Origin of the sequence: Microcoleus sp. FACHB-672 (assembly GCF_014695725.1) — a bacterium.
Classification (GTDB): domain Bacteria; phylum Cyanobacteriota; class Cyanobacteriia; order Cyanobacteriales; family Oscillatoriaceae; genus FACHB-68.
Window position 1 is genome coordinate 25,094 of sequence record NZ_JACJOU010000019.1, and the last position, 18,207, is coordinate 43,300.

At 46.1% G+C, this 18,207-nt stretch carries 15 protein-coding genes; 5 read left to right on the top strand and 10 right to left on the bottom strand.

Annotated features, from left to right (window positions below; translation table 11 throughout):
* The first annotated feature begins 64 nt into the window (after positions 1 to 64).
* The 3 genes from H6F56_RS13765 to galK all read left to right on the top strand — a co-directional run bounded on the left by H6F56_RS13765 (position 65) and on the right by galK (position 3,199).
* Positions 65 to 1,165 (top strand): M24 family metallopeptidase, encoded by a 1,101-nt coding sequence (locus tag H6F56_RS13765; RefSeq protein WP_190669093.1) that lies wholly within the window; start codon positions 65 to 67, stop codon positions 1,163 to 1,165.
* Between the two features lie 155 nt (positions 1,166 to 1,320).
* Positions 1,321 to 1,956: a hypothetical protein gene (locus H6F56_RS13770; protein ID WP_190669096.1), complete on the top strand. Its 636-nt coding sequence runs from the start codon at positions 1,321 to 1,323 to the stop codon at positions 1,954 to 1,956.
* 172 nt (positions 1,957 to 2,128) lie between these two features.
* On the top strand, positions 2,129 to 3,199 hold the full coding sequence (gene galK, locus H6F56_RS13775; protein ID WP_190669098.1) for a galactokinase: 1,071 nt from the start codon (positions 2,129 to 2,131) through the stop codon (positions 3,197 to 3,199).
* Between the two features lie 254 nt (positions 3,200 to 3,453).
* Here galK and H6F56_RS13780 read toward each other — a convergent pair whose 3' ends face one another.
* Both H6F56_RS13780 and H6F56_RS26360 read right to left on the bottom strand, forming a co-directional pair.
* Positions 3,454 to 4,368, bottom strand: a complete 915-nt coding sequence (locus H6F56_RS13780; RefSeq protein ID WP_242032000.1) for a hypothetical protein — start codon at positions 4,366 to 4,368, stop codon at positions 3,454 to 3,456.
* Between the two features lie 18 nt (positions 4,369 to 4,386).
* Complete coding sequence (locus H6F56_RS26360; protein ID WP_242032001.1) at positions 4,387 to 4,623, bottom strand: hypothetical protein; 237 nt, start codon at positions 4,621 to 4,623, stop codon at positions 4,387 to 4,389.
* 446 nt (positions 4,624 to 5,069) lie between these two features.
* Between H6F56_RS26360 and H6F56_RS13785 the strand changes: the two genes are divergently transcribed.
* Complete coding sequence (locus tag H6F56_RS13785; protein ID WP_190669100.1) at positions 5,070 to 5,924, top strand: MBL fold metallo-hydrolase; 855 nt, start codon at positions 5,070 to 5,072, stop codon at positions 5,922 to 5,924.
* A gap of 196 nt (positions 5,925 to 6,120) precedes the next feature.
* On the opposite strand, the gene H6F56_RS13790 is transcribed toward H6F56_RS13785, so the two are convergent.
* The gene (locus H6F56_RS13790; protein ID WP_190669102.1) at positions 6,121 to 6,519 is read right to left on the bottom strand and encodes a hypothetical protein; all 399 of its coding nucleotides are present in this window, start codon (positions 6,517 to 6,519) and stop codon (positions 6,121 to 6,123) included.
* 346 nt (positions 6,520 to 6,865) lie between these two features.
* The gene (locus H6F56_RS13795; RefSeq protein WP_190669105.1) at positions 6,866 to 7,879 is read right to left on the bottom strand and encodes an SDR family oxidoreductase; all 1,014 of its coding nucleotides are present in this window, start codon (positions 7,877 to 7,879) and stop codon (positions 6,866 to 6,868) included.
* Positions 7,880 to 7,896: 17 nt separating this feature from the next.
* Here H6F56_RS13795 and H6F56_RS13800 point away from each other — a divergent pair, with 17 nt between their 5' ends.
* Entirely contained in the window at positions 7,897 to 8,076 is a 180-nt protein-coding gene (locus H6F56_RS13800) for a hypothetical protein (RefSeq protein WP_190669107.1), read from the top strand.
* Here H6F56_RS13800 and H6F56_RS13805 read toward each other — a convergent pair.
* The 6 genes from H6F56_RS13805 to H6F56_RS13830 all read right to left on the bottom strand — a co-directional run bounded on the left by H6F56_RS13805 (position 8,041) and on the right by H6F56_RS13830 (position 18,161).
* Positions 8,041 to 9,174, bottom strand: a complete 1,134-nt coding sequence (locus tag H6F56_RS13805) for a DUF4142 domain-containing protein (RefSeq protein ID WP_190669108.1) — start codon at positions 9,172 to 9,174, stop codon at positions 8,041 to 8,043. The two genes, H6F56_RS13800 and H6F56_RS13805, sit on opposite strands and share 36 nt — an antisense overlap.
* A 163-nt stretch (positions 9,175 to 9,337) precedes the next feature.
* Positions 9,338 to 10,417: a hypothetical protein gene (locus H6F56_RS13810; RefSeq protein WP_190669110.1), complete on the bottom strand. Its 1,080-nt coding sequence runs from the start codon at positions 10,415 to 10,417 to the stop codon at positions 9,338 to 9,340.
* A 670-nt stretch (positions 10,418 to 11,087) separates the two neighbouring features.
* Entirely contained in the window at positions 11,088 to 12,818 is a 1,731-nt protein-coding gene (locus H6F56_RS13815; protein WP_190669112.1) for a hypothetical protein, read from the bottom strand.
* 109 nt (positions 12,819 to 12,927) lie between these two features.
* Positions 12,928 to 14,547, bottom strand: a complete 1,620-nt coding sequence (locus tag H6F56_RS13820; protein ID WP_199312833.1) for a glycosyltransferase family 39 protein — start codon at positions 14,545 to 14,547, stop codon at positions 12,928 to 12,930.
* A 64-nt stretch (positions 14,548 to 14,611) separates the two neighbouring features.
* The gene (locus H6F56_RS13825) at positions 14,612 to 16,291 is read right to left on the bottom strand and encodes a hypothetical protein (RefSeq protein ID WP_309236526.1); all 1,680 of its coding nucleotides are present in this window, start codon (positions 16,289 to 16,291) and stop codon (positions 14,612 to 14,614) included.
* A gap of 127 nt (positions 16,292 to 16,418) precedes the next feature.
* Positions 16,419 to 18,161: a hypothetical protein gene (locus H6F56_RS13830; RefSeq protein WP_309236527.1), complete on the bottom strand. Its 1,743-nt coding sequence runs from the start codon at positions 18,159 to 18,161 to the stop codon at positions 16,419 to 16,421.
* Between the last annotated feature and the right edge of the window lie 46 nt (positions 18,162 to 18,207).

Genomic DNA, 18,207 nt, shown 5'->3' on the forward strand with positions numbered 1-18,207 from the left:
TTCAATTCCCCTTAATCAGGTGGCTAGAAAAATTGAAAATGCAGCCGTACAATCGAGAAAGCCTATGAATCGATTCACTGAAGAAGTCTCCACGAAGCTAGCGTTAATCCGCAACGCCCTAAGTGAAACCGAGGCGCAAGGTGTGCGACTGCGCGGCACAGATTGGTTTGCTTGGGCAACTGCCGGCGCATCTAACACGGTATTGCTCACTGCAGAAACCGGCGTGGCGGAAGTGTTGGTGACTGCCGGTGATGCCTGGGTTCTAACCGATGAAATTGAAGCGCAGCGCTTTAAGGATGAAGAACTGCCCAATAATTTCAAGGTGCACGTTAATCCTTGGGCGGATGCGGCTGCCCGTGAGTCTTTCGTGCGCGAAGTCACCCATGACGGGAAAGTTTTAAGCGACCGGCCTATTCCTCATGTCGAGAAGCGATTACCTGCGTCTTTACAACTGCAAAAACAAGTGCTTTTGTCAAGTGAATTGGAGCGGTATCGCGAAGTGGGGCGTAAGGCAAGCGAAGCCATGACAGAAGTGCTGTTAGCCGCTAAGCCGACTTGGACAGAATACCAACTAGCTGGTGCCGGTGCTGAGGCGTTGTGGGCGAGAGGGCTGCATCCAGCGTTGACTTTGGTTGCCGGTGACAGGCGGTTGCCGCTTTACCGGCACGCAACAGCCACAGGCGAATCCCTAGGCCGGCAAGCGATGCTGGTGTTTTGCGCCAGGGGATACGGAGTTTTTGCCAATCTCACCCGATTTGTTTCATTTGGAAAACTTCCAGATAAAGACGCCCAATTGCACCAGCACGTTCGCGAAATTGAATCCCTAGCCTTGGCTGTTTGTCAACCAGAAACGCCCCTCAATCAGGTTTACAAAACTCTGGAACAAGCTTATAACGCGCACGGTTATCCCCAAGCAATTTATCAACATCACCAGGGAGGAACGACTGGATATTTGTCACGAGAAATTGTGGCAAATCCTAATACGGACGATCTGTTAAAAGCAAATATGGCGATGGCTTGGAATCCCAGTTTGCCTGGGGCAAAAATTGAAGATACTTTTGTGATTCTTGAAGGTGGGAAGTTAGAAAATTTAACGTTCGATCCCAATTGGCCAAGTGTTGAAGTTGAAGGAAGGCAGCGCCCGGTGCCGGTGGAGGTTACATAATTCCGATTATGTTGCATTCGAGTTTTTTAATAGCACTATCCGGTTGTGGATGGTGCTATTAAAAAACTTTACGTCACCTCCTATTTTGTCCGTATTTCTGCTCTATCTCGTAAAAACAAGAGAAGCAGAGAAGATCAACAGCAAAGGTTCGTAAAATGGATGAAGTCGTCAAAAAAATAGCGGCCTTGGGTTTACCAGGTATCATCCTGGTGGTAACGATGGCTGCGACAGGTTTGACAGGAGCGGCTGCGATAACAGCAGCTTTGGCATTTCTGGGTGGCCCGGCGGGAATGCTAGGCGGCATTGCTATCCTAGGTTTGACGGGATTGATTGCAGATGCTCTAACAAAAATGGGGCTGGAGGACTTGCTGACAGCGATTTATTGCCAAAGGCGTTTATCTGCGCCACACGGGCAACTATTAGATGAGATTGAGACGTTATCCCTGTTTGATGGCGACATAAAACAAAGGCTCAAGCTGACTGTGACAGATGGCTGCGGCTGTTCGGCAGCGAGCAAAGAAGGCATTTCAGAGATTACCAGGGAGGCTGTCGCCATTTTAGAAGCTGTCCCAGGAATAACACCGGCACATCACAGGGATTTTAATAGTTCCAATCCGATTATGAGGCTCAGGGATGGGACAGCGGTTAGGGCTTGGAAAAACCCCCTGGGCGTTGAGCACATTTTTTTAGGCGCACCCGATGGCAGAATGATTTATGGCGGCTACGTTGGCTGGATTCACAGTGAAGGCTTGAATCAGGCGCTCTCGCAAATGAGACGAGACTTGACATAACCATCCCCTACAATAAAGGATTTTCTTTGCATTTAACTGCCGGCCTTATCGCCTCATCAATTTCCTCTAGTAACGCTGTCACAAACCGCGTCGGCAAAGGCACGTTTGTATAGCCCCAAACTTCTGTTTAAAAGGTAATCGTTGCAGTGTTTTTTATTAGCAAAACAGTATTATGAATTTTCAAGAAATATTTGGTCAAGAACCGACAATAGAAGCCAGTGCGCCCGGACGCGTTAATTTACTCGGAGAACATACTGACTACAATGATGGATTCGTCTTGCCAACGACGATTCCTCAACGCACGACGGTACAGTTAGGTTTGAGTGGGGATAAACAGCACCACTTCTACTCGGAAAATTTAGACGAACGGGTAACAATTTCACAAAGTGATCCCACCCCGTCTGGGTTCGCCAGTTATGTATTTGGCTGCATCCGGCTATTAGAAAAAGAAGGCTATACCATCCCGGCTGTGAACGTGTACGTCAATTCATTCGTGCCGATGGGTTGCGGTTTGTCTAGTAGTGCGGCTTTGGAAGTGGCGATGCTGCGAGCACTGCGTGAACTTTTAAATCTGCCTCTCGATGATGTGCGGCTAGCGCAAATCGGACAGCAAGTGGAAATTCAGTATGCCGGTTTAAACTGCGGCATTATGGATCAAATGGCATCAAGTTTAGCCAGCACTGATTCCATGCTATTTTTGGACACGCGCACTTTAGAACGGCGAGTGTTGCCTTTTCCTGCCGGCGCAGAAATCCTCGTCATAGATAGTGGCGTGCATCACGAACTCGCCGCAGGAAGCGGTTACAATCAGCGTCGGGCTGAATGTGAAGAAGCAGCGCACCTGCTAGGCGTAAAAGCCCTTAGAGATATTACCGATCCGCAAGTTACAGAGTCCTTACCCGAATTGCTAGCCCAGCGGGCGCGTCATGTCATTACTGAAGATAACCGTGTGCTAGAGGCTGTGGAAGGGGTATCAGCCCAGCGATTTGGAGAGTTAATGAATGCTTCCCATACCAGCCAGCGCGATGATTACGAAGTTTCAGTGCCGGCAGTCGATAGCCTAGCGGCAATTTTACAAGAAACCCCCGGCGTCTTTGGTGCACGCCTCACAGGTGGCGGTTTTGGGGGTGCCTGCGTCGCTTTAGTGGAGACGGGTAAAGGTGCAGAGATCGCTAAAAATGTGTTGGAACATTATAATAGTGCCGGTCACACAGGACGCGTATTAGTTTGCCCAGAATTGTAACCCCATCAAACCAAAAAAACCCTGGCAAAAACCAACAAACCATCCCAAAACATCCCTAACACCCAACCCCAACTAATCGCCAACATCTGCGTTTATCTGCGGACGTAGGTGGAACTTGAATGACGAACGCAGCACATTCAAGTTTCACCTACGAAATCTGCGGTTAAAAAAAAGATCCCTTGCATCCAGACAAAAAACATCAGGGACACCCACAATGAGTGTCCCTGCATAACTCAAAAAACCTGTCAGATTAATTAATAGCGAAACACTGCCGCTAACGGAGCTTCAGCCGGCACTTTTTCAGGTTCCACTGCATAAACAGTTCCACCGTTCAAGATGGGTTGAATCGCTGCAGAATTCAATAAATCGTCATCGCCGACTTCTGCCTCTTGATGGATCTCAATAATATTCGTATCGGGATTAAACGTTCCCCACTGCTGAACACCCACCGCCACAAATAATTCCTCAACTCGCCCGTAATAAGCAGCCGACACCGCTTCTTCGACATCAGTGGAAGTTTTTTCAGTAATAGCCGCCAGTTCCTGATAGCGTTCCATTGCCTCTTGCTGTGCTTGCAAGAACACGGGTTCTACTATCGGCAAAGCTTGCTCGTGCAACTCTTCTGGTTTCAAGTGTTCAGGATTGCCGGTGATGCCTTCCGCAACGAGATGGGGGTAATTATTCGCCTCACGGTAAATCCGGAATAGATACTCAACGCCGGCTAAGACTAAAGGCGCTTTCTTATTTTTCAAAAATTCGTACAGGGCATGATCAACGATGTGAAAATATTGCAGGATATCCTGTTGGCTCTTATCCTGATCTGGGCTGCCTTGACCGTGAAAACTTCCCGCGTGTTGGAAGGAATTATTCGTGCCGCCTTTAGATGTACTGAGCCGATACTGTCCGTCCTTAGCAGTTGGATCATATTGCAACGCATCATCCATACTCTTCGGTAAGTTTTCTACTTCAACTTCTGTCGCACTGGAGCGCGTGCATTCCAGCAGTCTAACCGCCTGTTGACTCAGCGCTAAGACATAAAATAGTCCATCGCCGGTGAGCAGTGGCATTAAGGGTTTGAGATGGAAATTATCTGCGACAACGACTAATTCGTCAAAACTCAACGGTGAGCGATAGTAGTGGAAAAAATTAGGCCCAATAAAAATTGCCAATCCGTTATTTTGGTTTTCCTAGAAAGTCGCTTCATCAATTTCTTGGAGAGCCGGCTCTAAAACTTTTCTGATTTCTGTTTTCTCAAAGCCATACTCTTCTAATTTATTTTCAGCTTCCCGCACTAAGTTTTTAAAACGTACGGGATTTTGTTGAATTTCTAGCCCAACCCGATAGATGGGCATATAAATTGAAACGCTTACTCCTGTCGGTTGTTCAACTAGACTTTTAAGTTCTTCTACAGACAGTAAAGTCATGGGCTTGACTCCTTTTTAAAGTGCTGTTATCTAATGAAGTGAAATAGATGCAAAAAAGGACTCCAGAGGTATTCAATACGTCTCTTAAGCTTTACTTCGGCAAAAAAAATTGATATTTTCTCTAGTAGCCACTTCTTCGCGTACCGGCACTACCTGATACTATTTTTAAAAGTTTATCTCTGCAATTGAAGCTGCTGCGTCTATCTAAAAAATGACGTTTTATGATAATTCTAATGACTAATAAATATTAAATATTGTAAACTATTCAAACAAAACAAATTTTTACTTTCAATTTTTATTGTATTCATTAATACAACCTAACTTTAATTAATATTATGCCGCTTGGGGGAAGTATCAAGCAGTATAAAGTATTATTTTTTTCCTTAAGCGAAAATCTGCTTTTGCTAGCGCCATGTTTATACATTAAAAGTCAGCTAGGATGCATTATGAGTGAAATAAAAACGATTGTTCTACCCATTGATCGGGAACAGCCGGATGTGGAAAATGGCTCGATCTTCTTTGTGGGAACGGCAACAGTTATCCTTCGTTATGCAGGATTCACAATTCTAACTGACCCGAACTTTCTCCATCAGGGCGACCACATACATTTGGGCTATGGAATTCGCACGACGCGAACCACAAATCCCGCTATAGAAATTGAAGCCTTGCCACCCATCGACTTACTCGTGCTTTCGCATATGCATGAGGATCATTTTGATCGCGTGGCAGAGGAAAAGCTCGATAAAACGATTCCCATTGTTAGCACGCAGCACGCTATCGCTAAGCTGAATAAGAAAGGATTTAATTCAACTTACGCCCTAGAAACTTGGGAAAAAATAACCTTTACAAAAGGTGAAGAAAAACTTTGTATCAGCGCGATGCCGGGTATACATGGCCCGGCTTTTATTTCTGCTGCACTGCCGCCGGTGATGGGGAGTATGCTGGAATTTCAGACATTTGCCGGCAAGACTCGCTTTCGCCTTTACATTACGGGAGATACGCTGATTACGGAACAGTTGAAGGAAATTCCTAAGCGTTACTCTGATATTGATTTGGCCCTACTGCACTTGGGCGGAACAATGGTTTTTGGGGTGTTACTAACGATGGATGGAAAACAAGGCGTAGAAGCGATTCAAATTATCGCACCTCACACTGCTATCCCCATTCACTATAACGATTATACGGTTTTTAAATCGCCCCTTGAGGACTTTATGAAGGCCGTAACTGCAGCCGGCCTTGAAGAACGAGTGAAATACTTAAATCACGGGGACACTTACACATTTAAAGTGCCGACAGCTTAATCGCCACAAAAACAAAAAATACGCTTAAGAGAAAGTATTGTTAACTATCTCTAAGCGCATTAGTGTTTTATGAGACGTCTGGCAAATATCCAGTTATTTTGCCGGCAGAACTGAATTTAAGTATCAAATTCATTTGTGGGGCAAGCATCCTGCCGGCTTTATCTCTGCCACTGCAAGAGGTATATAATGGCGAAAATTATCGGCCTGAGTTTCCACTCACCGCACCACCGGCATTCTCCAAAGCATGCTGTGGCGCTTCAAGGATGTCCTCGGCTTTATCTTTCACCGAACCAAAAAACTCTTTGGTGCTCTCAGGAACCGGCTGATCAAGATTCAACCTTTCACGGAGGGTTTCACCCAAGTTTTTACCGTTAGTATTGGGAGGGAGCGGTTTCTGAGGAATGGAATTTCCCGGACGAGAAGCCTTGTCAATTTCGTAAGCATTCCCTTCTGGGGTCAGCGCGCCGGCAGCCAGGGCTTGACTTGCGTTGCCGGTGATAAATGGTGCGCTAAAAAATAGGACGGTTGCTACCAGGAAGGCACTCAAAACTTGACGCAAGCGAAGATTCTTTAACTGGGAAATAACTTTTTGCATTGAATGACTCCTTTTCAATTTTTATGCTGTTAATACAATTTTAACACAATTGCTTTTCTTGTTTTCTAATATTTTATTTTTAGTAATTTTTAATCTAGACTTAACGGGGACAGAATCCTATAAAAAGCGATTTACTTCACTGTTTTGGATAGAATGAAGCATCATTGACCTTCTGCTTTTTTAACTAACCGTTAATATTAATAATTCCAAAAAATGAAAGCTATGCCGGCAAACAGCTTTTATCGCTTTATTTTTTTGCCGGCAAACTTCAATTGTCCTCCTTACAAGCTTGAATCGCTAACATAGCTGCGGCTACAGCTTCCAAGCAGTGATTGAGAGGAGGTTTCTAAATTTGATTTGGCTTGATGAACGCGGCTGCTGCCAGCAAGGCGGCCACTCCCAAGACGCTGCCGGCAATTGCCACTGCCGGATTCAGCCTTATCCAGTCAGATAAGCTGGGGATTGTCAAGTGACCAAAATCTCCCTGCACTCGGTCATAACCGGCCATTGGCTCAAACAAATTGTCCGGCGCATCCTCAGACTTTGGCTCAGGGGTTCGCTGTGCCGGAAAGGCGATGAGTAGCAACAGCAGATCCACCAGCCCAGGTGAAAGCCGTTGCAGCACATCCAGCACTCGACCGACATCTCCCACAATGTAGTCACGGGTTGGATGCTCAGCCACGTGGAGGATCGCATCCGCAACCAATTTGGGGTCGTAGTAGGGTGGGATTCCTGTGGGTTTTACGCCTAACTTGGTGCGAACGTGATTGTAGTAAGGCGTGTTGATCACCGCGGGTTTGACACTCGTGACACTGATGGGGATTTTTTCGTGTTGGAGTTCCACGCGCAGGGATTCGAGGAAGCCTTCCATGCCGTGCTTTGCTGATGAATAAGGGCTTTGCAGCGGCACGGATCGCCGGCCTTCCATTGAGGAAATGTGAATCAATGCGCCCCGACCTTCTCGCTTGAGATGGGGGAGCGCTGCCATTGCCCCGTATACTTGCCCCATCAAGCTAACATCGATGACGCGCTGAAATTCTTCTGGGGTGATTTGGTCAAAGGTAGCAAGGACGCCGGTGGCTGCGAGGTGAACCCAAGTATCGAGCCGGCCATATACTTCTACCGCTTTGTCGGCAATCGCTTGCACCTGAGCAAAGTCTGCCACATCAGCTGTGATCGCCACAGCCACACCGCCGGCATTTTGGATCTCTCGCACCAAGGACTCTAACCCTGATTGGCTGCGAGCCGAAACCACCACTTTTGCCCCTTGTGCGGCGAACTGTAAGGCAGTTTGACGCCCGATGCCGCTGGAGGCTCCAACGACTGCGACAACCTGCTGGTTTATCGGCTTCAGTTGCATTAAATAGAGAGAGCTCCTTGTCTGTTCTTGAACCTGTTTTTCTCGCTCAGGCGATGAGGCATCCCGTCTCGCCTTTGGCAATGGCTGCCGGCCCGATTTTGATAAACTTGAGCCGGCAGCCTGAAGAAGATGCGACGATTTGGGATTTTCCGAAGGTGTTTTTACCCCTCTGGAGTCATGCTCCGAGCCATTTGTAGATGCTCCTGTAGGAGTGGGAGCTTCTGGGCAGCCCAGGCTTTCAAATCTTGAGCCTGTCCTTGTTGAGTTTGGCTCTGGAACAAGGAGACATCCTCGGTGTGAGCGTTGACCATTTCTTGCATATAAGCTGAGTCAAACTCTCTCCCAGAAAGCTTGGACAATCGCTCCACCTTTGCTCGGTTTTCTTCGCCCATATCTGTTGGCAAAGTCAGACCTTTTTGGCGAGCTAATTGCGTCAGTTCTTGCGTCGCTTGGGTGTGATGCTCTACCATCATTTGCCCAAACTCTTTGACTGCGTCAGATGTGGCTTTTTCTGCTGCCAGTTGACCCAGTTGGATTTCTGCTAGGTTATCTTGGGCAGCTTTCATAACGAAATCCTTGTCTGCGGTGCTCAGAGAACTTTGGGAATTTCCTCTAGCGGGATTGTTAGTCCCCCTTGCCGGCGCATTTCTCGTACCTGGAGTGTTACTGCCTTCACCTTGACGCTGCTGCATGGTGCCGGGAGTATTGCTGCCTTCACCTTGACGCTGCTGCATGGTGCCGGGGGTGTTGCTGCCTTCACCTTGACGCTGCTGCATGGTGCCGGGGGTGTTGCTGCCTTCACCTTGACGCTGCTGCATGGTGCCGGGGGTGTTGCTACCTTCACCTTGACGCTGCTGCATGGTGCCGGGGGTGTTGCTGCCTTCACCTTGACGCTGCTGCATGGTGCCGGGGGTGTTCATCTCTCCTGCCGGCCCGTTGGTGTTACTTGGGGTGTTGCTGCCCCCACCCTGACGCATCCTTTCTGGGGTGTTGGTGCCCCCACCCTGCTGTAGCCTACCTGGGGCGTTTGTTTCCCCTGCCGGTGCGGTGATATTTTCTGGGATATTCGTGTCTGTTGCCGGCCCGCTGCTGTTGTTTGGAGTATTCATAGAACCCCCAGTTTCACCCGTGGTGCCTGGAGTATTCTGAGCAATATCTAAACCTTGAGAGACAGATAGGCTAACAGTGCGAGGTGTTACATTCATCTGTGCCAATACCGGCAGACTGATTAAGGAACTCACACTGGCGATTCCCAGAAACCCTGCTAGTTTCTTGAGGCTATTTTTGCGACTCATTGTTTTATCTACCTTTGATTTTTTCAAGTGCTAAATGGCTATGCACCCTGCCTCCGAAGATCGGAATGTTCGGAGGTTTTGAATCGGTCGTTGATTGAATTTTGTCGCTATGAACAGCGGATCTAGAAGCCAGCAATACCGGCAGCCTATTCGCTAAATCGCTCTAACGGTAATGAACGACTTCTTCACGTTGAACGACTGGTTTTGATTTGCGGAATAAATTGGCTAACCCGCCTAAGCCGAGTAAACCGAGTAAACCCCAATTAGATGCACGACTTTTCCGGCGAGTTGTCGCTGCTTCAGTCGCACCATAAGGAGTTGTGGTGGGACTGGGCGAGACGGTGGTGGTTGTTGTGGTTGTGCTGCGGGTGGTACTTGGCGTTGTGGTTGTGCCTAACCCACTTGGCGTTGTGGTTGTGCTACCCGGCGTTATGGTGGTGGTGGTGCTTCTCGGCGTTGTCGTGGTGGTGCTACTGCCGGGACTTGTTGTGCTGCCGGTGCCGGTGCTTCCCGGAGAGGTGGTGGTGCCTAAGCCGCCGGGAGTTGTGGTGGTATCTGTGCCTAAACCGCTTGGCGTTGTGCTGTTGTCAATGCCGCTGCCCGTGCCTAAACCGCTCGGTGTTGTCGTGTCTATATCTGTATCACCGGGAGAAGTGGTGGTGCCTAAGCCGCCGGGAGTTGTGGTGGTATCTGTGCCTAAACCGCTTGGTGTTGTGCTACCGGCTCCTGTATCATCGGGCGTGTCGGTGCCTAAGCCGCCCGGAGTTGTGGTGGTGTCTGTGCCTAAGCCGCTCGGCGTTGTGGTGCTGCCGGTGCCATCTGGACTGGTGGTGGTATCTGTGCCTAAACCGCTCGGTGTCGTCGTGCTGCCGGTGCCGGTGCCATCGAGAGTGCCGGTGTCGGCTCCTGAACCTGTGGGGCTAGTAGAATTGGTGCCTGTGCTTGCGCCGTCAGTGGTGGTGCCCGCTCCTGAGCGTGTGGGGCTTGTGGTGGTTCCTGTTCCTGAGCCACTGCCGGTTCCTAAACCACTGCCGGTTCCTGAACCACTGCCGGTTCCTAAACCACTGCCGGTTCCTGAACCACTGCCGGCTCCTGAACCACTGCCGGCTCCTGAACCACTGCCGGCACCCCCGGCACCCCCACCGCCTGACTGGGCGGAGGAAGGCAAATCTAAAGGCAGACTAGCTACAGCTATAGTAAAAGCACCCGCACAAACAATTTTCAACAAGTTAGAAGGTTTCATAATCTACATTCCTCTGGGCTTTAACATTTTTGACCGTTCTGTCTTTCTCAATCCGCTTTGCCTGTTGAAGTAGCTGCTGCATTTAAGCCAGCTTTTCCAAACATTTTCGACAAGGCTTTTAGGGTGTCACCGGCTTGTAACGGGCGAACTCACGACGAGCCAGGAGAACCGTTCAATCTACAGCCATTTCACTGGCAGTCTGTACGGCCCTCGCTGCAAGTTTGATTATTCCCCCTTACGCTATGACTAATGCCTTACTTTCGCCTACAGCCTCTAGGAGGATTTTGCTGTTCTCAAAATCCGCCCTCCGGTGTATGTATTTTGGTTTTTCCAAAGAATGCTGAGGCTCAGTTAAATCCCCTTCGGGCTTGAGTTTGATAGCTTTTTGTGAAACTGGATTTCTTGAGGCGCTGTTTGTCTTGAGATTTGCCTCACAAATTACTTTTGTCCTTCATCTTCAGCGTTCAATAAGCACTGATGCTCTCGTCGCACTTCTATCGAAGGAAGGAATCCAAGGTTAAGTTAACCTGTAATCAAGATAACTTTTAGTCAGAAAGTCGGCACGCTTGATTTGATGCCGGCGGCACCTGACTGTTAACCGGCAGTGCTGCCCAACCGATTCGCAACTGTCTTGCAAAACAATGAAAAATAAATATATCAAACGGCCAGATTATTTCTCGGCTGCTTTCACAATACACTCAGAGCGCAAAATTATAAAACCTTCTTGATTAAAAACAGAACAACGCTCGGCGATGCGGGACAAAGCCGGCACTGCTCCTTGCTGCAATCTGTTGCTGGCATCAATTGCTACAGGATACTGCCGTCGCCAGCGATTTGCTGTGATATATTCTGGCGTAAATGCGGAGTTATCGAGCAGCCAAAAATCTACTTTGTACTTTTGAATGAGCTGTTGTGCCGGCGCTAAATTCTGGCTGTACTGAGCCTCAATTAATTCCAGCGTTCGTTCTCGAAATTGGCGATAATAGCCGGCATGGTAGGGAATCGCATATTCCCGCCCGACTAAAATGGAGCGCCCAGCAAAAGAGGGGATGTTACTGGCTTCTTCCGCAATTGATGCGATCAGGGTGTCTTTGGGTTGTTGTTGAAAAAACTGATATAAAGCCCTAGCTTGTCCCACCGTATAATCACTTTTTGGGAAGGTTTTAACCAAGCTGGGATAAATTAAAATTATCACGCTGATTACGCAAGAAATTAAGCCTAATAATAAAGAGACTTTTGATTTTTTGTTATTTAAAATAGAATTTTTGAGGGTTTGTAAAACTGCCTCTAAAAGGATAATTAAGGTAATACCGGCGGCAATTGCTAAGACAATTCGCAGGCTATGTTGAGTGTAACGGCTGGGGAGATGAAGTTTGAATAAAACAGCATGAGCCGCCAAAAACATGGCAAGGGAAGCCAAAAGAATTTGAGGTAAAACGGTGACGCCGGCACGCAATTCTTTGAGTAAAGGAAAGCGAGACGGATAGCGCAGCAAAACTGGCAGCAAAACCGCACTCCAGATGGGAATCGGCAAGCGGGATGGCAAGATGCCGCTACCTCGCCCATCCAGCCAAAAGTTTAAAGGATCGTCGTGAAAAAAAGGTGTGCGCCCTTTGGGTAAGAATTCAGGCAGTATTCTTGCTTCTGCTGGGGTGATTACAGGGCCATATTCACTAGCACTTAAAGCGTAAGGCAACATAATCAAAAAAGCAATGGCTAATCCAACTGCACAAAACCAATATTCTTTGCGATCTTGAAGGAGTTGAATACGTCCTTTTGAAAAGTGAATAAGTTGCAGAATTAAGAGACCTGCACAGATGAATACATACTGGGGATAAAATAATCCTAAAAGGGAAATAGCGATGCCGGTGCCTATGAATGATCGGCGTAGTAAATAATATAAGAATCCTACAAATAGGGGATAAACAAAGGCTCTTGGGGTTGCGGAAATTAAGTCATCTTTCATCCACAAGCTTTGATTGAGCAGCAATGAGGAAAGAAAGCTGGCTGCCGGTATAGGCAAAATTTGCAGGGTACAGGCGAAACAGTAGCCGATGGTGATTAATCCTAGTACCATTGGCAGGAGTTTATGCAGCAGCATGGGTTCGATACCGGCTGCGTTTATCAGTTGATAAAGGGTGGTATATCCCCAAGGTGCAACTGATTGAAAGTAGTTGGCGATTAAATCATTAGGAAATAGTTCTGGATCGCTAAAGCGTTGCATCCAAAATACGTGCTGTCTGGCATCATCTTGCACGACATAATCGCCGCTAAAGGCTTGTTGCAGTGCGAGAAGTGCGTAAATACATGAAAAGGTTAGGCTTAAGCTGAACCAGAATATGAGTTGAGATCGGGAGGTTTTGGTTTGGGTTAGAAGTTTATGGAGGTGGGTGATGAGCATGGGGGGTTTGTATTTTATTTTTTAACCGCAGATAAATGCAGATGATAGCGCAGCGTGCCGGTAGGTATAGAGGAATGTTTTAAGGTGATATGCAAGGGTTAGATAGGGGTTATTTTTTGAGTTTCCACAGCCAGAAATTTTGGTTGTTTAATATTAATTTTGTTTGGCGCTTTTGCTGGGTTTCGATTCCTTTGATTAAGGTTTGGGAAGGACTGAATACAAATGTATCGCTGAAGCCGGCGGGGATTTTAGGAATTTGAGGTTCAAGGACTAATTGAAGTTTGACTTTTGGATCGAGAAGGTAGCTAAGAGATAGCATCCGGCAGGTAAAACAATCGCCCAGAATAGGGGAATTATCGCTAATCAGAAGTGGGTTAGGCGTTAGATTAACTATTTTGGCAATTTGAGGTAGATATTGGTTTTTGGAGGGGCTTTTGTTCCACCAGAATTGAGATTGAGAACTGAGAGTGCAGGAGAGAATTCCGCTTAATGCTAGGGCAATTAGAATCAAGTGCCAAAATTTTTGTTGCCGGGGGTGTCTAGAGGTGGGGAGTTGACTTGCAAGAAGGTAAGCAACGGCGAGTTGAATACCTAAATAATAAGGGATTAGATATCGAGCGGTGGTAGATCGCAGTCCTCCTAAAATTAAATCGGGTAGGATTAAAGCGAGTGCCGGCACTCCCATTAATATTAGAATAAATAACCAGACTTTTTGGGGGGTATGCCGGCATAAAAAATAAATTGAATAGGCAATTATCAATAATATAGCGATACTGGGAGGGTTTAAGGATTTATAGCCGGTATTTAGATCGAAAAAAATATTGCTTGTGTGAACTAGCAACCGTTGTAATAAAAATCCCCAAGCAACTTTTTGATTTGTCCAAGCAGCGCTAGTCTGAAGCCGGTTTAAATTAGCAACTGTTACCCATAGCCAAGGAGAAAAAGCAAGAATGCCGGCAGATAAAGCGATGAGATAAACTTTAACGGTTTTATTCCAGCTAAAATGTTCAGTTTTTAAGAAATAAATGCCTTGGGCAATTGTTACAAACCAAGCAAAGAGAAAGGTATAAAGATTAAGTGCTAGAGTGGCAGCATAAATACCCCAATGTAGTTTAGTTTGACGCCGTATGGCTCGCAATAGTGCGGCACTTGATACTAAAGTGGTAACCGTCCATAAACTGTACTCTCGTGCTTCTTGTGCGTAGAGAACGTGAAAAGGAGAGACAGCCATGAGTGCAATGGCAATCCAGGCAACTAGGGGCGACTCAAATAATTCTAGGCACAGCCAATAAAGAGCAGGAAATACTAACAAGCTAATTAAGGCCGATAAAGTTCTCGGTGTTGCTAAAGAATGACCCAATTGCTGCACCCAATATCGCGCCATTATATAATAAAGGGGTGGGTGTTGGGGAGATTCTATGGCTAAAGAATTTAGAGTGTCGGCTAAGCCTTTTTCTGGATTGGGTTGTTGATATTTCTGTAGGCTTGCAACGCTAATTACTTCGCCGTTGTAGAGTTTTTGGATTGCTTCAGCTTCGGTGTGTCCGGAAATTCGCAAGGATGTGTAAGTTTCATCAATCCAATAAATTTTTTTATCAATATTGAAAAATCTGAAATAAACTCCAAAAATTACCAAACTTGTAATTAAAAATATTAAACAGGTTTGCTGCAAAGCTCGACTTTGCCCCATTTTTCTATTAATTTCTCGCACCCGCTCAAGATAATTCATTCAATTGTTTTTATTTAGGGTTTCCGGCTTCAATTTTTTTTGCCTAGAATTTCTAGCTTTACTTTTATTTAGCTTTTAAAAGACAGTCTGAACTCAGGACAATTAAGTTTTTTCTGTCGAATACAGAACATTGCTGTAGAAGATTTTCTAAAACCGACTTTCTTTTATCCTTCATTTTTTCAATCGCCTCGTCGGCTGCCGGCTGGTATTGCATTACCCATTTATTTTTTGCTACATAATTTGGTTTATAAGCATTTTTATCTAGCAACCAAAAATCTACACCCGATGTCTGAATGAAATTTTTAACCTCTGCTAAATCTAAGCTGTATTGAGCGCGAATCAAATCGAGTACTCTCTGGCGAAATTGCCGATAGTAACCTAAATGATAGGGAATGGCATATTGATTACCGATCCAAATAGATCGCTGAGCAAATGTGGGTATCCTGTCAATTTCGTCGGCTAAAGATGCAATGACAATGTCTTTGGGTTGTTGTTGAAAAAATTCATAGAGTGCCGGCATTTGACCTGTCTTATACGCAGTCCTGGGAAAGTAAGGAACAAAATTAGGATAAAATAGTAAAATTAAAATTACGGAAAGAAACGGAAAAAGAAACAAAGCGTTTTTTTGAGAATTTGAGGGTTTACCTGTCGCCTTTCTCAACAGCGCATCTAATATTACAGTTATAGCGATGCCGGCTGACATTGCCATCACAATTCGCAAGCTATGCTGAGTATATCGGCTGGGAAGATGAAGTTTAAACAAGACAGCATGAGCGGCAATAAACATCGCCAGGGAAGCTAAGCCGACTTGAGGCAGTAAAAAGATGCCTGTTTTTAGCTGTTTAATTAAAGGAAACTGGACGGGAAATTTTGCCAACACCGGCAGCGATAATCCCACCGCAAACATTACGGGAAAATACTTAAATGGCAACCAACTCCACTCTAAGGGAAAGAAGCCGCTGCGCTGTGCATAGAGCCAAAATTTCCAAGAGTTGGAGAGGAAAAAATCACTTCTTCCTTTGGACGAAAATTCTAGCATTTTCATCGCTTCAGCACTTGTAATAATCGGGCCAAATTCTGAAGTTTTTAAGGCATAAGGTAACATCACGAGCAAAGCCACAGCCAAACCAACCCCACAGAATAAATAATCGCCTTGATCTTGAGAAAAATAAGGATGCCAAATACGAAACTTTGCGTCTTTTCTCCATTTCAGCCATTGCAAAATTAGGATGCCGGCGCAGAGAAACACAGACTGCGGGTAAAATAATCCTAATAAGACGATTGTTACACCTGTCGGCAGCAATGAGCGCCGCAACAAATAGTACAAAAAAGCTGTAAATAATGGGTAGAAAAAAGCCCTTGGCGTGGCAGATGCTAAATCATCTTTCATCCAGAGATTTTGATTGAGCAATAGCGAAGCAACAAATCCAGAAAACGGCACCGGCAGGATTTGCAGCACACAGCTAAAGCAGTAGCCGGTGGTGATTAATCCCAGTACAATGGGTAAAAATTTATTCAGCAGTAGCGGATTAATTCCTAACTGTGCAAATAGCTGATACAAAGCTGTGTAGCCGGCAGGCGCAACTGATTGAAAATAATCTGTTATTAGATCGTTGGGAAATAATTGTGGATCTAGAAACCGCTGCATCCAAAATACGTGCTGCCGCGCATCATCTTGCACAACATACTCACTGCTAAACGCTTGCTGTAGCCCTAAAAATCCATAAAACGTTGCAAAAGTCAAGCTTAAAGAAAACCAAAAAATCCACTGAGATTTTGTAGGCTTAGTGTTTGGGGCGGTGAAAAAATTGTGCAGATGCGCGATTAGCATGGCGAAAAAGAAAACCTTAAGAAGTCAAAGTTGTCAAGTTTTAATTCTTAATTGAATTGACAATACATTCTGCCTGGAGAACAACCAATCCTTGAGTTTGCAAAACGCTGCAGCGCTCCGTCACACCGGCTAAAGCTGGAACCGCACCTTGCTGCACTCTCGCTTTTGCTTCTAAATATGCCGGCTCATACTGTTTAATCCAAATACTGGTATGGGAATCATCATCATCTAAAAAAGCAAAATATTCCGGTTTCAGTGCTTTCGCATCTATGAGCCAAAAATCTATCCCATACTTTTCTATAAAGCTTTGCACTTGCTTAAGATCGGGACTATACTGAGCGCGGATTAAATCGCTCGTGCGCTGCCGAATTTCAGCATAGTAACGAGTATGGTAAGGAATTGCGTATTCCCGTGCTGTTAAGACTGAGCGTTTGGTAAATGTGGGAATATTACTGGTTTCTCCTGTTAAAGACGCGATAGTAATATCTTTGGGTTGTTGTTGAAAAAATTGATAGAGTTCGGGAATTTTTCCCACTTCATAACCGGCTCTAGGAAATTTTTTTAAAGAACTTGGGTAGAGAATGAAGGTAGTCCCTAATAGTACAGTTAAACTCAGTGCTAATAGAGGAGGGAGGAATGGGAAACGATGAAGTGAAAATTTACTCTGCTTTTCTCTCTTCCCTTGTGCCCAAGAAAAAAGAGCATCTAATAAAACCGTAACTGCAATGCCGGCTGAAAGTGCCATTAACATTCGCAGGTTATGTTGCGTATACCGGCTAGGAAGATAAAGCTTAAACAGCAAGGCATGGGAAGCAAAAAACCAAAACGTAGAAACCAGTAAGATTTGGGGTAATATTGCAATGCCTTTCGTAATTTGGGTTGTCAGGGGAAAGCGGGAAGGAAATTTTAACAGAACCGACAATAATAACCCCAAACCGCAAAATATCAGAAAATAACTGTGGGGTAATTTCTGCCATTCTCTTGGAAAAAAGCCGCTGCGATCTCCCCATAACCAAAACTTCGAGAAATGCTCACGGAAAAAATCGCTCCGTCCCTCTTTGGAAAACTCTAACATTGTTCGGGCTTGAGCGCCGGTGACGACAGGGCCAAATTCTGAGGCTTCTAAGACGTAAGGTAACATCATCACCAGCGCCACCCCCAAGCCGGCAGCAACCAACCCAAAATCGCGCCGATTTTTACATAGACGGGGACGCCAGCCTTCCCAACGCACTAACTGCAAGATGAGTACACCGGCTGAAATCAGCACGCATTGCGGGTAAAACAACCCTTGCAGGGCGATCACTGCGAGGCAGGGAAAAACTGATCGCCGCATTAAATAGTATAAAAATGCCAGAAATAGCGGATACAGAAACGCCCTGGGGGTGGCTGAGGCGATGTCATCCTTCATCCAGAGATTTTGATTCAGCAGCAGCGTGGCGATAAACCCAGCCGCCGGCACCGGCAAGATTTCCATCACACAGGCAAAACAGTAGCCGGTGGTGAGCAATACCAGCCCGAATGGCAAGATTTTACTGAAAAATAGGGGATCGACGCCGAGGGTGGCAAACAGCCGGTAGAACGCAGTATATCCAGGGGGCGCAGAGGATTGATAGTAATTGGCAATCCAATCATTCGGGAATAACTGTGGATCGATGAAGCGCTGCATCCAAAATACGTGCTGCACAGCATCGTCTTGCACGACGTACTCGCTGCCAAAGGCTTGCTGTAGCCCCAAAAAGCTGTAAATCACCGCAAAAGTTAGGCTTAACGTCAACCAAAACACTAATGGCGATGATGATTTGCCAAGCGGGGCGCTTAAAAATCTGTGC

What these genes read in the sequence shown, in the direction of transcription:
- galK (WP_190669098.1), top strand. Translation starts at nt 2,129, where the DNA reads ATGAATTTTCAAGAAATATTTGGTCAAGAACCGACAATAGAAGCCAGT.
- H6F56_RS13765 (WP_190669093.1), top strand. Translation starts at nt 65, where the DNA reads ATGAATCGATTCACTGAAGAAGTCTCCACGAAGCTAGCGTTAATCCGC.
- H6F56_RS13785 (WP_190669100.1), top strand. Translation starts at nt 5,070, where the DNA reads ATGAGTGAAATAAAAACGATTGTTCTACCCATTGATCGGGAACAGCCG.
- H6F56_RS13770 (WP_190669096.1), top strand. Translation starts at nt 1,321, where the DNA reads ATGGATGAAGTCGTCAAAAAAATAGCGGCCTTGGGTTTACCAGGTATC.
- H6F56_RS13795 (WP_190669105.1), bottom strand. Translation starts at nt 7,879, where the DNA reads ATGCAACTGAAGCCGATAAACCAGCAGGTTGTCGCAGTCGTTGGAGCC.
- H6F56_RS13805 (WP_190669108.1), bottom strand. Translation starts at nt 9,174, where the DNA reads ATGAGTCGCAAAAATAGCCTCAAGAAACTAGCAGGGTTTCTGGGAATC.
- H6F56_RS13810 (WP_190669110.1), bottom strand. Translation starts at nt 10,417, where the DNA reads ATGAAACCTTCTAACTTGTTGAAAATTGTTTGTGCGGGTGCTTTTACT.
- H6F56_RS13820 (WP_199312833.1), bottom strand. Translation starts at nt 14,547, where the DNA reads ATGAATTATCTTGAGCGGGTGCGAGAAATTAATAGAAAAATGGGGCAA.
- H6F56_RS13790 (WP_190669102.1), bottom strand. Translation starts at nt 6,519, where the DNA reads ATGCAAAAAGTTATTTCCCAGTTAAAGAATCTTCGCTTGCGTCAAGTT.
- H6F56_RS26360 (WP_242032001.1), bottom strand. Translation starts at nt 4,623, where the DNA reads ATGACTTTACTGTCTGTAGAAGAACTTAAAAGTCTAGTTGAACAACCG.
- H6F56_RS13815 (WP_190669112.1), bottom strand. Translation starts at nt 12,818, where the DNA reads ATGCTCATCACCCACCTCCATAAACTTCTAACCCAAACCAAAACCTCC.